Origin of the sequence: Hydrogenophaga sp. (assembly GCF_035481345.1) — a bacterium.
Taxonomy (GTDB): Bacteria; Pseudomonadota; Gammaproteobacteria; order Burkholderiales; family Burkholderiaceae_C; genus Hydrogenophaga.
Genome location: NZ_DATIGV010000124.1, coordinates 25,846 through 43,425, shown reverse-complemented (window position 1 = coordinate 43,425; position 17,580 = coordinate 25,846). Strand labels below are relative to the sequence as shown.

Below are 17,580 nucleotides of genomic sequence, written 5' to 3'. Positions count from 1 at the left end.
AATGGTCGCGCCGACCAGGATTTTTTTGATGTTCATCGTCGTTTGTCTCACATTTTGATACCAGTGTGTAAAGCGGCCACACCTGCCGTCAGGTTGTAATACTGCACGCGCTCCAGACCCGCAGCCTGCATCATGGTCTTCAGCGTTTCCTGGTCCGGGTGCATGCGGATGGACTCGGCCAGGTAGCGGTAGCTGGCGTCGTCGCCCGCCACGAGCTTGCCCAGCTGGGGCAAGACCTTGAACGAATACCAGTCGTATGCTTTTTCCAGGGGCTTGGCCACCTTGGAAAACTCCAGCACCAGCAGCTTGCCGCCGGGCTTGAGCACGCGGCACATCTCGGCCAGGGCCTGGTCTTTGTGCGTCATGTTGCGCAGGCCGAACGCGACACTGACCACGTCGAAGTGCGCATCGGGAAACGGCAGTTTCTCGGCATCGCACACCAGCGTGGGCAACACCACGCCCGCATCGATCAGCCGGTCGCGGCCCACGCGCAGCATCGCCTCGTTGATGTCGGTGTGCACCACACGGCCGGTGGCGCCCACTTTTTTTGAAAATGCCAGCGCCAGGTCGCCCGTGCCGCCCGCGATGTCGAGCACCTGGCTGCCCTCGCGCAGGTTGGCCACCATCACCGTGTAGGCCTTCCAGGCGCGGTGCAGCCCGGCCGACATGAGGTCGTTCATCACGTCGTACTTGGAGGCGACGGAATCGAACACGCCGCGCACGCGGCGCGCCTTTTCCTGCTCATCGACCGACTGGAAACCAAAATGCGTGGTGCTCATAAGAATCATGCTAGGCGTGTGAACGCCAGAGGTACAGCGACAACCCCGCACTGGAATGGGGCATGCGCCAGGAGGGGAACGAAAGACATTGAAACAAATGGGGCTCCAGCGCTTATCCATCTTGCGCCAGCAGCTACTTTTTCAATAGCAGGCAGATGTGGTGCACATGCACCGAATGGCGTCGGTCGGGACCAGTGTCAGCCACAGCCGCCGTGCCCACCGGCCGCCCGGCCCTTGGGCAGCATGGGGGCATCGCGGTCCACGCCGGCCGCCGCCAGGCGCTCGGCATATTGGGCCCAGAGGGCTTCCTGTTGCTGGCCCAGCTCGTAGAGATAGTCCCACGAGAAGATGCCACTGTCGTGGCCGTCTGAAAACGTGGGCTTGACCGCGTAGTTGCCCACGGGCTCCAGGTTGACGAGCGTCACGTCGCGCTTGCCGGTCTGCAGCACTTCCTGGCCCGGACCGTGGCCTTGCACTTCGGCCGAGGGCGAGTACACGCGCATCAGCTCGAAGGGGATGCGAAATCGCGCGCCGTCCGAGAAGGCGACTTCCAGCACGCGCGAGGCTTCGTGCACCGTGAGCGCCTCGGGGGTGGGCGCACCCGCTTTCAAACCTGCCATGAGACAACCAGTCTTTGCAATGAGGAAATGGAAAACCTCCATTGTCCCACCGCATCGGGCCCGTCGCGGGCTCCGGCACCTGGAGTGCTACTGCGCTACTGAGGCAGAGGCAGGACGCGCACCGCTGCCGCGTAGGGCTCCACGCGCAGGCTGTCGTGGCGCAGCACGCTGATCTGCCGCAGCGGGGCCAGCTCCAGTGCACCATCGCTTCCCTTGCGCGTAGCGTACTGCCAGACCGTGAGCGCACCCTTGGCTGCCAGGGCCTGGCCAATTGCACCGGCGTCGGCAGCGGGTGCCGTGGCGTCGCCTTTGGGCACGGCCACAATGACTTCGTCCTTGACGGTCACGATCTTGAACAGCGGGGGTTTGGAGGCATCGGCCATGGCAAGGCCGGAGGTGATGAGCAAAGCTGCGGCCGTGACAGCAGCACGGGCGCGGGGCAGCAGGGATGTAGAGTGAGTCATGGGTAGGGAGTCTTTCGGTGTGGCACGCATCATGCCCAGCCGCCCCGTGCCCCGCAAGGCGAACGGCGCCTTGCCGCGCACTGCAACGCGCAATTCCGCACACTTACGCGATCGCAATCAATGAGCGCCATCGCCCCGGTGCAGTGCAATCTGGCTCAGCAGCGCGCCAGCCGATCCCGCAGCGCCGCCTCCAGCGCGGGCAGGCGGCTCCACACAGCGTCTTCCTGGGCCACCGGGCTTGGCCGCTGGGCCGCTGCCCACACGGGCGACGGGAAATGGCTGTCCCACTCAAAGCGCGCAATCACGTGCCAGTGCAGGTGGGGCACCATGTTGCCGAGCGCCGCGATGTTGACCTTGGTGGGCGACAGGTGCTCGCGCAGCGCCTGCTCCACCGCCACCACCACGTCCATGCAATGGGCGCGCTCGGACGCGGACAAATCCGAGAACTCGGCCACGTGCGCGTTCCACACCACGCGGTAGAACGCCGGAAAGCCGACTTCGTTGGCGCGGATCACCCGCAGGCGCTCGCCGCGCCAAACCAGCATCCCGCCGTCTTCAGCGCACAGGGGGCAAATCATTGGTAAAACCCCATCGCGCTTGAGAAAACACACATGGCTCGAACCGGGCGCGGCGCCAAGCCAGGGACACCGAGCAAGGGCCGCCCCGCAGCGAGGGTGTCGTCCCCCCCCCGCGCAGAGAGAGAGGGAGAGGACGCGAAGCGACTCCGGGGGTGCTTCATTCCTAGACCAACACCCGCTCGATGCCGCCACCATTGGCGCGCTGCACGTACTCGGGCATCCAGTTTTCGCCCAGGATCTCACGCGCCATCTCGACCACGATGTAGTCGGCTTCGAGCAGACCGTTTTGCAGATCGTCCTGGTAGCGGTTGAGGCCCTGCAGGCAGCTGGGGCAGCTGGTGAGGATCTTGACGTTGTCCCTTTCGCCCACTGCGCCGCTCTGGCGCAGCGTGGCCTCGCCCTTGCGGATTTCTTCTTCCTTGCGGAAACGCACCTGGGTGGACACGTCGGGCCGCGTCACGCCGAGCGTGCCGGACTCGCCGCAGCAGCGGTCGCTCTTGAGCACCTGCTCGCCCACCAGCGCCTTCACGGTCTTCAGCGAATCCTGCTGCTTCATGGGGTTGTGGCAGGGCTCGTGGTACAGGTATGCGCCCTTGCCTTGCAGGGTGATACCCTTCTCCAGCAGGTATTCGTGAATATCGATGATGCGGCAGCCGGGGAAGATCTTGTCGAACTGGTAGCCCTGCAGCTGGTCGTAGCAGGTGCCGCAGCTCACCACCACCGTCTTGATGTCCAGGTAGTTGAGCGTGTTGGCCACGCGGTGGAAGAGCACGCGGTTGTCCGTGATCATCTTCTCGGCCTTGTCGAACTGGCCGCTGCCGCGCTGCGGGTAGCCGCAGCACAGGTAGCCCGGCGGCAGCACGGTTTGCACGCCCGCGTGCCAGAGCATGGCCTGGGTCGCCAGGCCGACCTGCGAGAACAAGCGTTCGGAGCCGCAGCCAGGGAAGTAAAACACCGCCTCGGTGTCGGCCGTGGTGGTGGCCGGGTTGCGGATGATCGGGACGTAGTCCTTGTCCTCGATGTCGAGCAGCGCGCGCGCGGTCTTCTTGGGCAGGCCGCCCGGCAGCTTCTTGTTGATGAAGTGGATCACCTGCTCCTTGACCGGCGCCGTGCCCACCGTGGCTGGGGGCTTGGCCGTCTGCTTGCGGCCCACCTTTCGCAGCAGGTCCACCGCCATGCGCTGGGCCTTGAAGCCCACATCCACCATCGCGCTGCGCATGAGCTTGATGGTGTCGGGGTTGGTGGCGTTGAGCATGGTCATGGCCAGCGCGTTGCCGGGCCGGAAGCTCTTCTTGCCCATCTTGCGCAGCAGGTTGCGCATGTTCATGGTCACGTCGCCAAAGTCGATCTTGACCGGGCACGGTGTGTAGCACTTGTGGCACACCGTGCAGTGGTCCGCCACGTCCTCGAACTCCTGCCAGTGCTGGATGGACACGCCACGGCGCGTCTGCTCCTCGTACAGGAAGGCCTCGACCAGCAATGAGGTGGCCAGGATCTTGTTGCGCGGGCTGTAGAGCAAATTGGCGCGCGGCACGTGCGTGGAACACACGGGCTTGCATTTGCCGCAGCGCAGGCAGTCCTTCACGCTGTCGGCGATGGCGCCAATATCGCTCTGCTGCATGATCAGCGACTCATGCCCCATCAACCCGAAGCTGGGCGTGTAGGCATTCGTCAAATCTGCGTGCATCAGTGCAGCGGTCGCAGAATTTGAAGGGTTTTTGGCCTCCCGCGCTTGCCCATCATGCGCTGGCAGCTCCTGATTTCGAAGCAACTTGCCCTTGTTGAAGCGGCCTTCCGGGTCCACCTTGCGCTTGTACTCGGCAAACGGGCGCAGTTCTTCGTCGGTGAGGAATTCCAGCTTCGTGATGCCGATGCCGTGCTCGCCCGAAATCACGCCGTCCAGGCTGCGCGCTAGCACCATGATGCGCGCCACCGCCTCGTGCGCGGTCTGCAGCATCTCGTAGTCGTCGCTGTTGACGGGGATGTTGGTGTGCACATTGCCGTCGCCCGCATGCATGTGCAGGGCCACCCACACGCGGCCCTTGAGCACGCGCTGGTGGATGGCAACGGCCTCGTCCAGGATGGGCTTGAACGCCGCGCCGGTGAAGATGCCTTGCAGCGGCGCGCGCAACTGCATCTTCCAGCTCGCACGCAGGGTGTGGTCCTGCAGCTGCGGGAACAGGGCTTCCACGTTGTCCAGCCAGCCCTGCCACAGCGCACGCACTTCGGCCACCAGGGCAATGGCCTGGGCCACGCGGTCTTCCAGCAGCTCGGCCGCGGGCACGTCATCGGCCGCGTCCTGCTTGCCCAGCGGGAGGTTGCCGCGCATGAAGAAGTCCGTGAGCGCATCGCACAGCTGGATCTTGTTGCGCAGCGACAGCTCGATGTTGATGCGCTCGATGCCGTCGGTGTATTCGGCCATGCGCGGCAGCGGGATCACCACGTCTTCGTTGATCTTGAAGGCGTTGGTGTGGCGGCTGATGGCGGCCGTCTTCTTGCGGTCGGCCCAGAACTTCTTGCGCGCATCGGCCGTGATGGCCACAAAGCCTTCGCCGCTGCGGGTGTTGGCCAGGCGCACGACCTCGCTGGTCACGCGGGCCACGTCGTCGGCGTTGTCGCCCGCGATGTCGCCAATCAGCACCATCTTGGGCAGGCCGCCGTTGCCCTTCTTGCTCTTGGTCGCGTAGCCCACGGCCTTGAGGTAGCGGTCGTCCAGGTGCTCCAGGCCGGCCAGCAGCACGCCCGAGCGCTTCTGCTCGGCGAACATGAAGTCCTTGATCTCGACGATGCTGGGCACGGCGTCCCTGGGGTTGCCGAAGAACTCCAGGCAGACGGTGCGCGTGTGCTCGGGCATGCGGTGCACGATCCAGCGCGCGCTGGTGATCAGGCCGTCGCAGCCCTCTTTCTGGATGCCGGGCAGGCCCGAGAGGAACTTGTCGGTGACGTCCTTGCCCAGGCCTTCCTTGCGGAAGGTGCGGCCCGGGATGGCCAGGGTCTCGGTGCGGCGTGGGGTCTTGCCGTCGGCTGCGTAGTACTTCAGTTCGAAGCTGGCGACCTCGGCGTCGTGGATCTTGCCGCGGTTGTGGTCCAGGCGGGTCACCTCCAGCCACTCGGCCTGGGGCGTGACCATGCGCCAGCTCACCAGGTTGTCCAGCGCCGTGCCCCACAGCACGGCCTTCTTGCCGCCCGCGTTCATGGCGATGTTGCCGCCGATGCACGAGGCCTCGGCGCTGGTGGGGTCGACCGCGAACACGTGGCTGGCGCGCTCGGCCGCGTCGGCCACGCGCTGGGTGACCACGCCGGCCTCCGTCCAGATGGTGGGCAGCGGCTCGTCGTGGCCGGGCACCTTGACCCACTCGACCTCGGTCATGGCCTCGAGCTTCTCGGTGTTGATGACCGCGCTCTTCCAGGTGAGCGGGATGGCGCCGCCGGTGTAACCGGTGCCGCCCCCGCGCGGAATGATGGTCAGGCCGAGATCGACACAGCCCTGCACCAGGCCGGCCATTTCGGCCTCGGTGTCGGGCGTGAGGACCACGAAGGGGTACTCCACGCGCCAGTCGGTGGCGTCGGTGACGTGCGAGACGCGCGAGAGGCCGTCGAACTTGATGTTGTCCTTGGCGGTGAGGCGGCCCAGGGCCTTCTGGGCGCGCTGGCGCAGCGCCGCCACCTCGTCGAAGGAGCGGGCGAAGGCTTCCACGGCGGCGCGCGCGGCCACCAGCAGTTCGCCTACCAGGGCGTCGCGGGCCGGGTCGTCCTGCGGGGTGCGGCGCTTCTGGATCTCGCTCAGGCGGTGGTGCAGGGCATCGACGAGCTGGCCGCGGCGCTTGGCGCTGGAGAGCAGGTCGTCTTGCAAATAGGGATTGCGCTGCACGACCCAGATATCGCCCAGCACCTCATAGAGCATGCGGGCCGATCGGCCGGTGTGGCGTTCGCCGCGCAACTGGTCCAGCAGGGCCCAGGAGCGCTCGCCCAGCAACCGGATCACGATCTCGCGGTCCGAGAAGGAGGTGTAGTTGTAGGGGATCTCGCGCAGGCGGGGGGCGTCGTCCGTGGCGGTGAGCAGCGTGAGCGGTGTCGGAGCGTTCATGGGGCGCTCGGCACCGTCATAGGGCACCGAGGCGGGGATGGTATCGCAGTGCACCATCCCATCCCTCGGCCATGGACACCTCCGCGCAGCGCGCTGCGGTGCGAGCCCCTTCGGGCGGCCGGGCGGGCCTCATGGAAACCCCCGTTGTCATGCCCGGGCAACACCTGTGCAATCGATCCGTCACACAAGACCGATAGCCTGCGGCTTCCGCAGTGTCCTGACCAACAGAGGAGCATTCATGAGATTCCGCTTCATGCCGCTGGCCGGCGCCATCACCCTGGCCGCCGCCTTCGCCGCCCCCGCCCACGCACAGACCGAGATCCAGTGGTGGCATTCCATGGGCGGCGCCCTGGGTGAATGGGTGAACGACCTGGCCAAGGACTTCAACGCCACCCAGACCCAGTACAAGGTGGTGCCCACCTTCAAGGGCAGCTACGACGAATCCATGACGGCCGCCATCGCGGCCTTCCGCGCCGGCAATGCCCCGCACATCCTGCAGGTGTTCGAGGTGGGCACGGCCACGATGATGGCCAGCCGCCAGGCCATCGTGCCTGTGGGTGAGGTGATGAAGAAAGCCGGCGTGAGCTTCGACCCCAATGCCTACGTGCCGGCCGTGGCCGGCTACTACACCGCGCCCAACGGCCAGATGCTGAGCTTCCCCTTCAACAGCTCGACCACCGTCTTCCACTACAACAAGGACGCCTTCAAGGCCGCCGGCCTCGACCCGGAGAGCCCGCCCAAGACCTGGCCCGAGGTGGCCCTGGCCGCCGGCAAGCTCAAGGCCTCGGGCCACAAGTGCCCCTTCACCACCAGCTGGGTGAGCTGGACACAGCTGGAGAGTTTCTCGGCCTGGCACAACACCGAGTTCGCCACCCTGGGCAACGGCATGCGTGGACTCAACACACGGCTGAGCTTCAACAGCCCGCTGCACGTGCGCCACATCGAGAACCTGGCCAACATGGCCAAGACCGGGCTGTTCGTCTACAAGGGCCGCGGCAACGCCGCCGACGCCACCTTCGTCTCGGGCGAGTGCGCCATGGTCACGGGCTCCTCGGCGCTGTATGGCAACGTCAAGCGCAACGCCAAGTTCACCGGTGGCATCAGCACCCTGCCCTACTACCCCGACGTGGCCGGCGCGCCGCAGAACACCGTCATCGGCGGCGCCAGCCTGTGGGTGATGTCGGGCAAGAAGGACGCCGACTACAAGGGCGTGGCGATGTTCTTCGCCCACCTGTCCAAGGCCGAGGAAGCGGCCAAGAGCCACCAGCGCACGGGCTACCTGCCGGTGACCATCGCCTCCTACCAGCTCACCGAGAAGTCCGGCTTCTACAAGCAGAACCCGGGCACCGACGTGTCGGTGGAGCAGATGATCCGCAAGACCACCGACAAGTCGCGCGGCATCCGCCTGGGCAACTTCGTGCAGATCCGCACCATCAACGACGAGGAACTCGAACAGGTCTGGGCCGGCCGCAAGGCGCCCAAGCAGGCGCTGGACGACGCCGTCAAGCGCGGCAACGAACTGCTGGCCCGCTTCGAAGCCGCGAACAAGGGCAAAAAGTGATCCCGAGGGCACCCCGGGTGCCCTGCCCGCCCCGCACCGGCGCGACCCGGGCGGGGCGGTTTTTGTTGTAGGGTCGCGCACCCCCTCTTTTCGGCCGACATGGAAAAACGCGTCCGGTTTCGCTCGTCCTGGCTGCCCTGGGCCCTGGTGGCGCCCCAGATGGCCGTCGTGCTGGTGTTCTTCTTCTGGCCCGCCGCGCAGGCGCTGTACCAGAGCGTGCTGCAGCAGGACGCCTTTGGTATCTCCACCGAGTACGTGGGCCTGGCCAACTTCGAGCGCCTGTTCGACGACCCGAGCTACCTGGCGTCCTTCAAGGTGACGGCCCTGTTTTCGGTGATGGTGGCCGGCTTCGGCCTGGTGATCGCCCTGCTGCTGGCCGTGATGGCCAACCGCGTGCTGCGCGGCGCCTCGGTCTACAAGACCCTGCTGATCTGGCCCTATGCCGTGGCGCCGGTGGTGGCGGGCGTGCTCTGGCTATTCATGTTCGCCTCGCCCTACGGCGTGGTGGCGTATGCGCTGCGCTGGCTGGGCATGGACTGGAACCACCTGCTCAACGCCGATCACGCGCTGGCGCTGATCGTCATGGCCGCGGTGTGGAAGCAGATTTCCTACAACTTCCTGTTCTTCCTGGCGGGGCTGCAGTCCATCCCGCAGTCGCTGATCGAGGCCGCCACCATCGACGGCGCCTCGCCCTGGCGGCGCTTCTGGACCATCGTCTTTCCTCTGCTGTCGCCCACCACCTTCTTCCTGCTGGTGATCAACATCGTCTACGCCTTCTTCGACACCTTCGCCATCGTGGACGCCACCACGCACGGCGGCCCGGGCAAGGACACCGCGATCCTGGTCTACAAGGTGTATTACGACGGCTTCAAGGCGCTGGACATGGGCGGTTCGGCCGCGCAGTCGGTGATCCTCATGGGCATCGTCATCGGCCTGACGGTGCTGCAGTTCCGCTTCGTGGAAAAGAAAGTCCAGTACTGAGGCACCGGCCATGATGATCGAACGACGCCCCGTCCTCACCTTCGTCTCGCACCTGATCCTGCTGATCGGCGTGCTGGTGGTGGCCTTCCCGGTCTACATCACCTTCGTCGGCTCCACGCAGTCGGCCGAGCAGGTGGCCACCAGCAACCCGCTGTCGCTGGTGCCGGGCAGCCATTTCTTCGAGACGTACAAGCTCGCCCTGCTGGGTGGCAAGACCACGGGCGGCTCCACCATCGCACCGGTGTTGCCGATGCTGTGGGTCAGCTTCGTCTGCGCCATGGTCATCGCCCTGGGCAAGATCGCGATCTCGCTGCTCTCGGCCTTCGCCATCGTCTACTTCCGCTTTCCCGCGCGCGGCCTGGTGTTCTGGATGATCTTCGTCACCCTGATGCTGCCGGTGGAGGTGCGCATCGGGCCGACCTACGAGGTGGTGTCCAACCTGGGCATGCTCAACAGCTACGCGGGCCTCACGGTGCCGCTGATCGCATCCGCCACGGCCACCTTCCTGTTCCGCCAGTTCTTCCTCACCGTGCCCGACGAGCTGGTGGAGGCCGCGCGCATGGACGGCGCCGGGCCCATGCGCTTCTTCTGGGACGTGCTGCTGCCGCTGTCGCGCACCAGCATCGCGGCGCTGTTCGTGATCCAGTTCATCTACGGCTGGAACCAGTACCTGTGGCCACTGCTGGTGACCACCAGCGAGGACATGTACCCGGTGGTGCTGGGCATCAAGCGCGCCATCTTCGGCGAGGTGTACGTGGAGTGGAACGTGGTGATGGCCACCGCCATCCTGGCCATGCTGCCGCCGGCCATCGTGGTCATCCTGATGCAGAAATGGTTCGTCAAGGGCCTGGTCGATACCGAGAAGTAAGAAGAGACACACCGATGGCAACGCTGCAATTCAAGAACGTCATCAAGCAATACCGCCAGGGCAAGCAGTCCCTGCAGGTCATCCACGGCGTCAGCGCCGACATCGCCGACGGCGAGTTCATCGTGATCGTCGGCCCCTCGGGCTGCGGCAAGAGCACCCTGCTGCGCATGGTGGCCGGCCTGGAAGAGGTCACGGGGGGCGAGATCCTCATCGGCCCGCGCGTGGTGAACGAGCTGGAGCCCGCCGAGCGCGACATCGCCATGGTGTTCCAGAACTACGCGCTCTACCCGCACATGAGCGTGTTCGACAACATGGCCTACGGCCTGAAGATCGCCAAGGTGCCCAAGGACGAGATCAAGACCCGCGTGGACAAGGCGGCGGGAATCCTGGAACTGGGCCACCTGCTGGAGCGCAAGCCGCGCCAGCTCTCGGGCGGGCAGCGCCAGCGCGTGGCCATGGGCCGCGCCATCGTGCGCCAGCCACAGGTCTTCCTGTTCGACGAGCCGCTGTCCAACCTGGACGCGAAGCTGCGCGCGCAGACGCGCATCGAGATCCAGAAGCTGCACCGCGAACTCGGCATCACCAGCCTGTTCGTCACCCACGACCAGGTGGAGGCCATGACGCTGGCGCAGCGCATGATCGTGATGAACGCCGGCCACATGGAGCAGTTCGGCACGCCGGAAGAGGTCTACAACCGCCCGGCCACCACCTTCGTGGCCAGCTTCATCGGCTCGCCGCCCATGAACCTGCTCAAGCAGGCCCCGGGCGGGCGCGAAGGCCGCACCCTGGGTATCCGCCCCGAGCATCTGGACGTGGGCACCGAGGGCTGGGCACTGCAGGTGGAGACGGTGGAACTGCTGGGCGCCGAGCGCCTGGTGCACTGCCGCCTGGGCGACGAGGCGGTGATCATCCGCACGCATGAGGACGAGGGTGCGCCGGCCGTGGGCAGCACCATCCACGCCAAGCCCCGGGAGGACCGGCTGCACTGGTTCGACGCGGCCACCGGCCAGCGGGTCGGGTCGTGAGCGCCGCCGGGCCGCTCCCAAGGCGCTCAGCCCAGCCGTGCGCAGCGCGGAGGGTTGAGCAGTGAGCGCGGCCATGCCCTGGCCCTACCCGCGCTGGATCGCGCACCGCGGCGCCGGCAAGCTGGCGCCGGAGAACACCCTGGCCGCCTTCCGCCTGGGCGCCGCGCACGGCTACCGCATGGTCGAGTGCGACGCCAAGCTCAGCGCCGACGGCGTGGTCTTCCTGCTGCACGACGCCACGCTGGATCGCACCACCAATGGCCACGGCGTGGCCGGCGAGCGCCCCTGGAGCGAACTGAGCCGGCTGGACGCCGGTGGCTGGCACTCGCGCGCCTTCGCCGGCGAGCCGCTGTGCACGCTGGAGGCCCTGGCCCGTCACTGCCTGGCGCAGCGGCACTGGCTCAACATCGAGATCAAGCCCACCCCGGGGCAGGAACTGGCCACCGGCCGCGCCGTGGCCGCCGAGGCCCGGCGCTTGTGGTCGGGTCAGCCGGGCGACCCGCCGCTGCTGACCTCGTTCCGCCCCGAAGCGCTGCAGGGCGCCCGCGAGACCGCGCCCGAACTGCCGCGCGGCCTGCTGATGGACACGCCCTGGGACGGCTGGCAGCGCGTGGCCCGCGATCTGGGCTGCATGGCCCTGGTGTGCAACCACGCCCTGTGGGACCGGCCCCTGGTGGACCTGGCCCGCGCCGAGGGCTGGCGCACCCTGGCCTACACGGTGAACGACGAATGGGCGGCCCAGCGGCTGATCGATCTGGGGTTGGACGGAATCATCACCGACCGGGTGGACCTGTTTCCGCCGGCGGGTTGAGCGCTCAGCGCCCCCGCAGCCACCAGGCCAGGCTGCCCTGCACCAGCACCAGGGCGGCGTAGGTCGCCACCCGGCCATCGCGGCCGAAAACGATCAGCCCCGCCAGCAGCACCAGCACGCCGCCGGTGACCAGGACGGCGAACTGGGTGCCGCGCCCGAACCGCCCGGCCCGGCGCAGCCGCAGGCCCAGGGCCAGCACCAGGGCCACGCCCAGGGCGGGCGCAATGAAGGCCAGCACATGCTCAAGGAGCAATATCGCGGTCATTGAGAATGATCAAGGCCGTTCATAAGCGGCAAATTTTATAATCCGGGGCATGTCTGTCTGGACGCTCGGCATCAACCACCAGACGGCCCCGCTCGACCTGCGGGGCCGTTTCGCGTTCGCGCTCGACCAGATCCAGCCCACCCTGCACACCCTGCGCAGCGCCCTGCCCCGCCAGCCCGAGGCCACCCTGCTCTCCACCTGCAACCGCACCGAGCTCTACGGCGCGGGCGATCCGGCCGTGCTGGACCCCACGCTGGACTGGCTGGCCCAGGCGGGCGGCGTGAGTTCCCAGGTGCTGCGCGACCACGCCTACGTGCTGCGCGACGACCAGTCCGCGCGCCACGCCTTTCGCGTGGCCAGCGGCCTGGACAGCATGGTGCTGGGCGAGGCCCAGATCCTGGGTCAGATGAAGGATGCCGTGCGCGCCGCCGACGAGGCCGGCGCCCTGGGCACCACGCTGCACCAGTTGTTCCAGCGCTCCTTCGCCGTGGCCAAGCAGGTGCGCAGCTCCACCGAGATCGGCGCGCACTCCATCAGCATGACGGCCGCCGCCGTGCGCCTGGCCTCGCAGCTGTTCGAGGACCTGCGCGAGGTGCGCGTGCTGTTCGTCGGCGCGGGCGAGATGATCGAACTCGCTGCCACGCACTTCGCGGCCAAGACGCCCCGGGCCATGGCCATCGCCAACCGCAGCATGGAGCGCGGTGAGAAGCTGGCCAGCCGCTTCGGCGCCCAGGTCATGCGCCTGGCCGATCTGCCCGAGCAACTGCACGAATTCGACGTGGTGGTGAGCTGCACCGCCAGCACCCTGCCGCTCATCGGCCTGGGCGCGGTGGAGCGCGCGCTGAAGAAGCGCAAGCACCGCCCCATGTTCATGGTCGACCTGGCCGTGCCGCGCGACATCGAGGCCGAGGTGAAGGCGCTCGACGACGTCTACCTCTACACCGTGGACGACCTCGCCACCGTGGTGCAGACCGGCAAGGACAACCGCCTGGCGGCCGTGGCCCAGGCCGAGGCCATCATCGACGCCGGTGTGCTGAGCTTCATGCACTGGATGGAGCGGCGCGACCCCGCCAACGGCGTGGTGCCGCTCATCCAGCAAATCAATGCCCAGGCCGACGCCTGGCGCGCGCACGAACTCAACCGCGCCCGGCGCCTGCTGGCGCGCGGCGAGCCGGTCGAGGCGGTGCTGGAAGCCCTGTCCAAAGGACTCACGCAGAAGATGCTGCACGGCACGCTGGCCGAACTGCACAGCGGCGACGCCGCCGCGCGCGCGGCCACGGCCGAGACCGTCTCGCGCCTGTTCCTGCGCGACGGCCGCCCGCCGCAAGACCCCCAGTCCTAGCCCGCCCGGCGCGCGGCGGCCGTGGCACGGCGCCACGCGCGCGCCGCTGCCGGGTCCCGACCCATGAAACCCTTCGTCCGCCACGCCCTGCTGAAACAGCGCGCCCGCCTGCACGAACTCGACGCCCTGCTCTCGGCGCCCGACGTGGTGGACGACATCGCGCGCTTTCGCGCCCTGAGCCGCGAGCACGCCGAGGCCAGCGAGGTGGTGTCCGTGTTCGACCGCTTCCTCGCCCGCGAAGCCGACGAACAGGCCGCGCGCGAGATGCTGCGCGATCCTGAGATGGCCACGATGGCGCAGGAAGAAATCACCGCCTGCGAGGCCGACCTGACCGCGCTGGATGGTCAACTGCAGACCCTGCTGCTGCCGCGCGACCCCGACGACGCCCGGCCGGCCTTCCTGGAGATCCGCGCCGGCACCGGCGGCGACGAATCCGCCCTGTTCGCCGGTGATCTGGCGCGCATGTACACGCGCTACGCCGATCGCCAGGGCTGGCGCACGGAGATCATGAGCGAGTCGCCCAGCGAACTGGGCGGCTACAAGGAGCTGGTCCTGCGCATCGAGGGCGACGGCGCCTACGGACGGCTGCGCTTCGAATCGGGCGGCCACCGCGTGCAGCGCGTACCCGCCACCGAAACGCAGGGCCGCATCCACACCAGCGCCGCCACCGTGGCCGTGATGCCCGAGCCCGACGAGGCGGTGGCCATCGAGCTCAACCCGGCCGAGTTGCGCATCGACACCTTCCGCGCCAGCGGCGCGGGGGGCCAGCACATCAACAAGACCGACTCCGCCGTGCGCGTGACGCACCTGCCCACGGGCATCACCGCCGAATGCCAGGACGGCCGCAGCCAGCACAGCAACAAGGCCAAGGCCCTGCAGGTGCTGGCCGCCCGCCTGCGCGAGAAGGACCGGGCCGAACGCGCGGCCAAGGAAGCCGCCACGCGCAAGGGCCTGATCGGCAGCGGCGACCGCAGCGACCGCATCCGCACCTACAACTTCCCGCAGGGCCGGCTCACCGACCACCGCATCAACCTCACGCTCTACCAGCTGGGCAGCGTGCTGGAGGGGGAACTCGACGAGGTGGTGCACGCCCTGCAGGTGGCGCGCGGTGCCGAACTGCTGGCCGAACTGGAACAGGCGGCGGCGTGAGTACCACCGGGCCGCTCTCCAGGCGCTCAGCCCCGCCGCGTGCCATGCGGGGGAAGGTGCGGTGAGCATCGCCGAGACCTTGCGAGCCCTGGTGGCCGCTGGCGTGCCGCGCCTGGAGGCCCAGCAGTTGCTCCTGCTCGCCTTGGGCCGCGACCCGCAGGCGCGTGCCTGGCTGGCGGCGCACGACGAGCTCACCCTGGACGACAGTGCGCGCCTGCGCCTGAGTGAGCTGACGCGGCGCCACCACGACGGCGAGCCCATGGCCTATCTGCGCGGCGAGCAGGGCTTTCACGGCCTGGTGCTGCGGTCCGACCCTCGCGCCCTCGCCCCGCGCCCCGACACGGAAACCCTGGTCGACTGGGCGCTGGAGTTGCTGGACGGCCTGCCGCCCGGCGCCCGGGCCATCGACCTGGGCACCGGCAGCGGCGCCATCGCCCTGGCGCTGCTGAACGCCCGGCCAGACTTGCGAATGACCGCCACCGACGCCAGCGACGCCGCGCTGGCGCTGGCACGCGAGAACGCCGAGCGCCTGGGCCTGCGGCCCCGCTTCGCAGCCGGCACGTGGCTGGCCGCCGTGCCCGGCGAGCGCTTCGATCTGATCGTGAGCAACCCGCCCTACATTGCCGCCGGTGACCCGCACTTGGCGGCCCTGCGCCATGAGCCGCTGTCGGCCCTGGTCTCGGGCGTCGATGGCCTGGACGACATCCGCGCCATCGTGGAACAAGCCACCCGCGCCCTGGTACCGGGTGGCTGGCTGCTGCTCGAACACGGGCACGACCAGGGCGGCGCCGTGCAGACCCTGCTGGACGCGGCCGGTTTCGAGGCCGTGGGAGGCCGCACCGACCTGGCGGGCATCGTGCGCTGCAGCGGCGCCCGCTGGCCGTCGGCGCGATAATTCCCCCATTCCGGGGCCCGCCCCGCCAGCAGGACCACGACATGAGCGACACCCAGACCCGCATCGACCAACTGGTCAAATCCCACGACATCGTGCTCTTCATGAAAGGCAGCGCGAGCTTTCCCATGTGCGGCTTCTCGGGCCGCGCCATCCAGATCCTCAAGGCCAGCGGCGTCGATCCCCGCACCCTGTTCACCGTGAACGTGCTGGAAGACGACGCCATCCGCCAGGGCATCAAGGAATACAGCAACTGGCCCACGATCCCTCAGCTCTATGTCAAGGGCGAGTTCGTCGGCGGATCGGACATCATGATGGAGATGTACCAGTCGGGCGAGCTGCAACAGGTACTCAGCGCGCAGAACTGAACCCCCATCCGTATCTTCATCGAAGCCGCCCACCGGGCGGCTTCGTGCTTTTCGCACGCTCGACGCGAAAGTGAACTCCTGCGGGCCTTTTCCGGTCCTTATCAGCAGCTCAGACGGGCACGCCACGTGCTTGAATGTCCTCACTGCCGCGTTCGAAGGAGAGTTCCATGAGCAGCTCACGCAGCCTGGTCGCTTCACCCCCCCTGGGCCTGCCCATCGCCCAGATGCGCAGCGTGTTCGATACGGACGAAGTCGAGCGCAAGCTGGCCAAGCTGCAGGCCAGCGGCAACGAGCGCGAACACGAAGGCCTTCGCAACACCTGGCAGCGCATGCTCGAACGCGGTTCGCAGCGCTTCGCCGTGAAGCCCTCCGGCCTGCCGGACATGGCCCCGCTCTACGAGCTGATGCCCAATTTCGGCGACGCGCTGGACGACGTGAAGCGCCACGTGGCGCTGAGCCAGGACAGCCGCGACAGCCTGGAAGTCACACCCATGCTGCTCCTGGGCCCGCCCGGTGTGGGCAAAACGCATTTCGCCCGACAGCTCGCCGAGCTGCTGGGCACCAGCATGAACCTGGTACCCATGAGCAGCATGACCGCCGGCTGGCTGCTCTCGGGCTCGTCCTCTCAATGGAAGGGCGCGCGCCCGGGCAAGGTGTTCGAGGCCCTCGTGGACGGCCAGTACGCCAACCCGGTGATCGTCGTGGACGAGATCGACAAGGCCAGCGCCGACGCGCAGTACGACCCGCTCGGTGCGCTCTACAGCCTGCTGGAGCACGACACCGCGCAGCACTTCGTCGACGAGTTCGCCGAGGTGGCGATCGACGCCAGCCAGGTGATCTGGGTGACCACGGCCAACGACGAGCGCGCCATTCCCGAGCCCATCCTGAACCGCATGAACGTGTTCGAGATCCAGCCGCCCTCGCCCGAGGCGGCGCGCAAGATCGCCGCCAACCTCTACCGCGGGATCCGCGGCGAGCACGACTGGGGCCAGCGCTTCGACCCGGAAGTGCCCGCCGACGTGCTGGACGTGCTCGGCGGCCTGCCGCCGCGTGAGATGCGCCGCGCGCTGGTCACGGCCTTCGGCAATGCACGGCTGGACGATCGCTACCGCGTCGAACCCGAGGACCTGCCGCGCGGCGGCCCGGGGAAAGGGCGCATCGGCTTCCTTCAGTAAGAGCGTTCAGGCGTCGGGGTGCGCCCACTGGCGCGCCGCGGCCTGCACGGCGTTCGGGTACACGTCCTTGCCCCGGCTGCCGTTGTAGCGGCCCAGGGCCATGAAGGCGTTGCCACGCTCGCGGTCGAGGTAGTGCCGCAGGATCACGCAGCCGAAGCGCAGGTTGGTTTGCATGTGGAACAGGCCACCCACGTCGCCATCGCCGATGAGACGCGCCCAGAACGGCATGATCTGCATGTAGCCGCGCGCGCCCACGCTGGAGATGGCGAACTTGCGAAAGCCGCTCTCCACCTGGATCAAGCCGAGCACCATGGTGGTGTCCAGCCCCGCGCGGCGCGTTTCGTACCACACGGTCTGCAGGAATTCGATGCGGGTCTGGAAGTCGGGCTTGCGCCGGCGCAGCCGCTCGCTGTTGGCACCCAGCCAGCGCAGGTAGGCCAGTCGGCGCTCGGTGTCGTGGAATTCAGGAACGGGCGGCGAACCGTTGGCGATGGCTGCGCTCAGCGCCGTGCGCACGGAGTCGGCCAGGGGCTCTTCGAGCTGGCCCGCGCGCGCGGGCGGCAACCAGACGTTGCCCGCCAGAGCGGCCATGGCGGCCAGCCCTTGGCGTCGGGT

Annotated in this window: 17 protein-coding genes; 10 read left to right on the top strand and 7 right to left on the bottom strand. The window is 67.8% G+C overall.

The genetic code is table 11. The annotated features are described in order from the left end of the window. Positions 1-47: 47 nt before the first annotated feature. The 5 genes from ubiE to VLG41_RS13775 all read right to left on the bottom strand — a co-directional run bounded on the left by ubiE (position 48) and on the right by VLG41_RS13775 (position 6,528). Positions 48-779 (bottom strand): bifunctional demethylmenaquinone methyltransferase/2-methoxy-6-polyprenyl-1,4-benzoquinol methylase UbiE, encoded by a 732-nt coding sequence (ubiE, locus tag VLG41_RS13795; protein WP_325349971.1) that lies wholly within the window; start codon positions 777-779, stop codon positions 48-50. Between the two features lie 197 nt (positions 780-976). Beyond that, on the bottom strand, positions 977-1,399 hold the full coding sequence (locus VLG41_RS13790) for a DUF971 domain-containing protein (RefSeq protein ID WP_296018746.1): 423 nt from the start codon (positions 1,397-1,399) through the stop codon (positions 977-979). Between the two features lie 95 nt (positions 1,400-1,494). Further along, the gene (locus VLG41_RS13785; RefSeq protein WP_325349970.1) at positions 1,495-1,806 is read right to left on the bottom strand and encodes a hypothetical protein; all 312 of its coding nucleotides are present in this window, start codon (positions 1,804-1,806) and stop codon (positions 1,495-1,497) included. A gap of 212 nt (positions 1,807-2,018) precedes the next feature. Continuing rightward, entirely contained in the window at positions 2,019-2,441 is a 423-nt protein-coding gene (locus tag VLG41_RS13780; RefSeq protein ID WP_325349969.1) for an HIT family protein, read from the bottom strand. A 163-nt stretch (positions 2,442-2,604) separates the two neighbouring features. Beyond that, positions 2,605-6,528, bottom strand: a complete 3,924-nt coding sequence (locus VLG41_RS13775; RefSeq protein ID WP_325349968.1) for an FAD/FMN-binding oxidoreductase — start codon at positions 6,526-6,528, stop codon at positions 2,605-2,607. A gap of 238 nt (positions 6,529-6,766) precedes the next feature. On the opposite strand from VLG41_RS13775, the gene ugpB reads away from it, so the two are divergent. The 5 genes from ugpB to ugpQ all read left to right on the top strand — a co-directional run bounded on the left by ugpB (position 6,767) and on the right by ugpQ (position 11,774). Further along, positions 6,767-8,089 carry a sn-glycerol-3-phosphate ABC transporter substrate-binding protein UgpB gene (ugpB, locus tag VLG41_RS13770; RefSeq protein ID WP_325349967.1) on the top strand — a complete coding sequence of 441 codons (1,323 nt, stop codon included), beginning with the start codon at positions 6,767-6,769 and terminating at the stop codon, positions 8,087-8,089. A gap of 99 nt (positions 8,090-8,188) precedes the next feature. Then, complete coding sequence (gene ugpA, locus VLG41_RS13765; RefSeq protein WP_325349966.1) at positions 8,189-9,070, top strand: sn-glycerol-3-phosphate ABC transporter permease UgpA; 882 nt, start codon at positions 8,189-8,191, stop codon at positions 9,068-9,070. Between the two features lie 13 nt (positions 9,071-9,083). Further along, the gene (ugpE, locus tag VLG41_RS13760; protein ID WP_325349976.1) at positions 9,084-9,938 is read left to right on the top strand and encodes a sn-glycerol-3-phosphate ABC transporter permease UgpE; all 855 of its coding nucleotides are present in this window, start codon (positions 9,084-9,086) and stop codon (positions 9,936-9,938) included. 14 nt (positions 9,939-9,952) lie between these two features. After that, complete coding sequence (locus VLG41_RS13755) at positions 9,953-10,963, top strand: sn-glycerol-3-phosphate import ATP-binding protein UgpC (protein ID WP_325349965.1); 1,011 nt, start codon at positions 9,953-9,955, stop codon at positions 10,961-10,963. A gap of 73 nt (positions 10,964-11,036) precedes the next feature. Further along, positions 11,037-11,774, top strand: a complete 738-nt coding sequence (gene ugpQ, locus VLG41_RS13750) for a glycerophosphodiester phosphodiesterase (RefSeq protein WP_325349964.1) — start codon at positions 11,037-11,039, stop codon at positions 11,772-11,774. A gap of 4 nt (positions 11,775-11,778) precedes the next feature. Here the strand turns inward: ugpQ and VLG41_RS13745 are convergent, their stop codons facing one another. Then, positions 11,779-12,027, bottom strand: a complete 249-nt coding sequence (locus VLG41_RS13745; protein WP_325349963.1) for a hypothetical protein — start codon at positions 12,025-12,027, stop codon at positions 11,779-11,781. A 61-nt stretch (positions 12,028-12,088) separates the two neighbouring features. On the opposite strand from VLG41_RS13745, the gene hemA reads away from it, so the two are divergent. From hemA to VLG41_RS13720, 5 genes are all read left to right on the top strand, one after another. Further along, positions 12,089-13,381, top strand: a complete 1,293-nt coding sequence (gene hemA, locus VLG41_RS13740; protein WP_325349962.1) for a glutamyl-tRNA reductase — start codon at positions 12,089-12,091, stop codon at positions 13,379-13,381. Positions 13,382-13,444: 63 nt separating this feature from the next. After that, a complete protein-coding gene (gene prfA / locus VLG41_RS13735; protein ID WP_325349961.1) occupies positions 13,445-14,530 on the top strand; it encodes a peptide chain release factor 1 in 1,086 nt (361 codons plus the stop codon). 61 nt (positions 14,531-14,591) lie between these two features. Beyond that, positions 14,592-15,425: a peptide chain release factor N(5)-glutamine methyltransferase gene (prmC, locus tag VLG41_RS13730; protein ID WP_325349960.1), complete on the top strand. Its 834-nt coding sequence runs from the start codon at positions 14,592-14,594 to the stop codon at positions 15,423-15,425. A 41-nt stretch (positions 15,426-15,466) separates the two neighbouring features. Next, positions 15,467-15,790, top strand: a complete 324-nt coding sequence (gene grxD / locus VLG41_RS13725; RefSeq protein WP_325349959.1) for a Grx4 family monothiol glutaredoxin — start codon at positions 15,467-15,469, stop codon at positions 15,788-15,790. Positions 15,791-15,957: 167 nt separating this feature from the next. Continuing rightward, positions 15,958-16,965, top strand: coding sequence for an AAA family ATPase (locus tag VLG41_RS13720; protein WP_325349958.1), 1,008 nt, complete (start codon positions 15,958-15,960; stop codon positions 16,963-16,965). Positions 16,966-16,971: 6 nt separating this feature from the next. Here the strand turns inward: VLG41_RS13720 and VLG41_RS13715 are convergent, their stop codons facing one another. Further along, the gene (locus VLG41_RS13715; protein WP_325349957.1) at positions 16,972-17,556 is read right to left on the bottom strand and encodes a lytic transglycosylase domain-containing protein; all 585 of its coding nucleotides are present in this window, start codon (positions 17,554-17,556) and stop codon (positions 16,972-16,974) included. Positions 17,557-17,580: the final 24 nt, after the last annotated feature.

Excerpts from the sequence above, each read along its gene's own strand:
- ubiE (WP_325349971.1), bottom strand. The coding sequence starts at position 779 with ATGAGCACCACGCATTTTGGTTTCCAGTCGGTCGATGAGCAGGAAAAG.
- VLG41_RS13790 (WP_296018746.1), bottom strand. The coding sequence starts at position 1,399 with ATGGCAGGTTTGAAAGCGGGTGCGCCCACCCCCGAGGCGCTCACGGTG.
- VLG41_RS13780 (WP_325349969.1), bottom strand. The coding sequence starts at position 2,441 with ATGATTTGCCCCCTGTGCGCTGAAGACGGCGGGATGCTGGTTTGGCGC.
- VLG41_RS13775 (WP_325349968.1), bottom strand. The coding sequence starts at position 6,528 with ATGAACGCTCCGACACCGCTCACGCTGCTCACCGCCACGGACGACGCC.
- ugpB (WP_325349967.1), top strand. The coding sequence starts at position 6,767 with ATGAGATTCCGCTTCATGCCGCTGGCCGGCGCCATCACCCTGGCCGCC.
- ugpA (WP_325349966.1), top strand. The coding sequence starts at position 8,189 with ATGGAAAAACGCGTCCGGTTTCGCTCGTCCTGGCTGCCCTGGGCCCTG.
- ugpE (WP_325349976.1), top strand. The coding sequence starts at position 9,084 with ATGATCGAACGACGCCCCGTCCTCACCTTCGTCTCGCACCTGATCCTG.
- VLG41_RS13755 (WP_325349965.1), top strand. The coding sequence starts at position 9,953 with ATGGCAACGCTGCAATTCAAGAACGTCATCAAGCAATACCGCCAGGGC.
- ugpQ (WP_325349964.1), top strand. The coding sequence starts at position 11,037 with ATGCCCTGGCCCTACCCGCGCTGGATCGCGCACCGCGGCGCCGGCAAG.
- hemA (WP_325349962.1), top strand. The coding sequence starts at position 12,089 with ATGTCTGTCTGGACGCTCGGCATCAACCACCAGACGGCCCCGCTCGAC.
- prfA (WP_325349961.1), top strand. The coding sequence starts at position 13,445 with ATGAAACCCTTCGTCCGCCACGCCCTGCTGAAACAGCGCGCCCGCCTG.
- grxD (WP_325349959.1), top strand. The coding sequence starts at position 15,467 with ATGAGCGACACCCAGACCCGCATCGACCAACTGGTCAAATCCCACGAC.
- VLG41_RS13720 (WP_325349958.1), top strand. The coding sequence starts at position 15,958 with ATGAGCAGCTCACGCAGCCTGGTCGCTTCACCCCCCCTGGGCCTGCCC.
- VLG41_RS13715 (WP_325349957.1), bottom strand. The coding sequence starts at position 17,556 with ATGGCCGCTCTGGCGGGCAACGTCTGGTTGCCGCCCGCGCGCGCGGGC.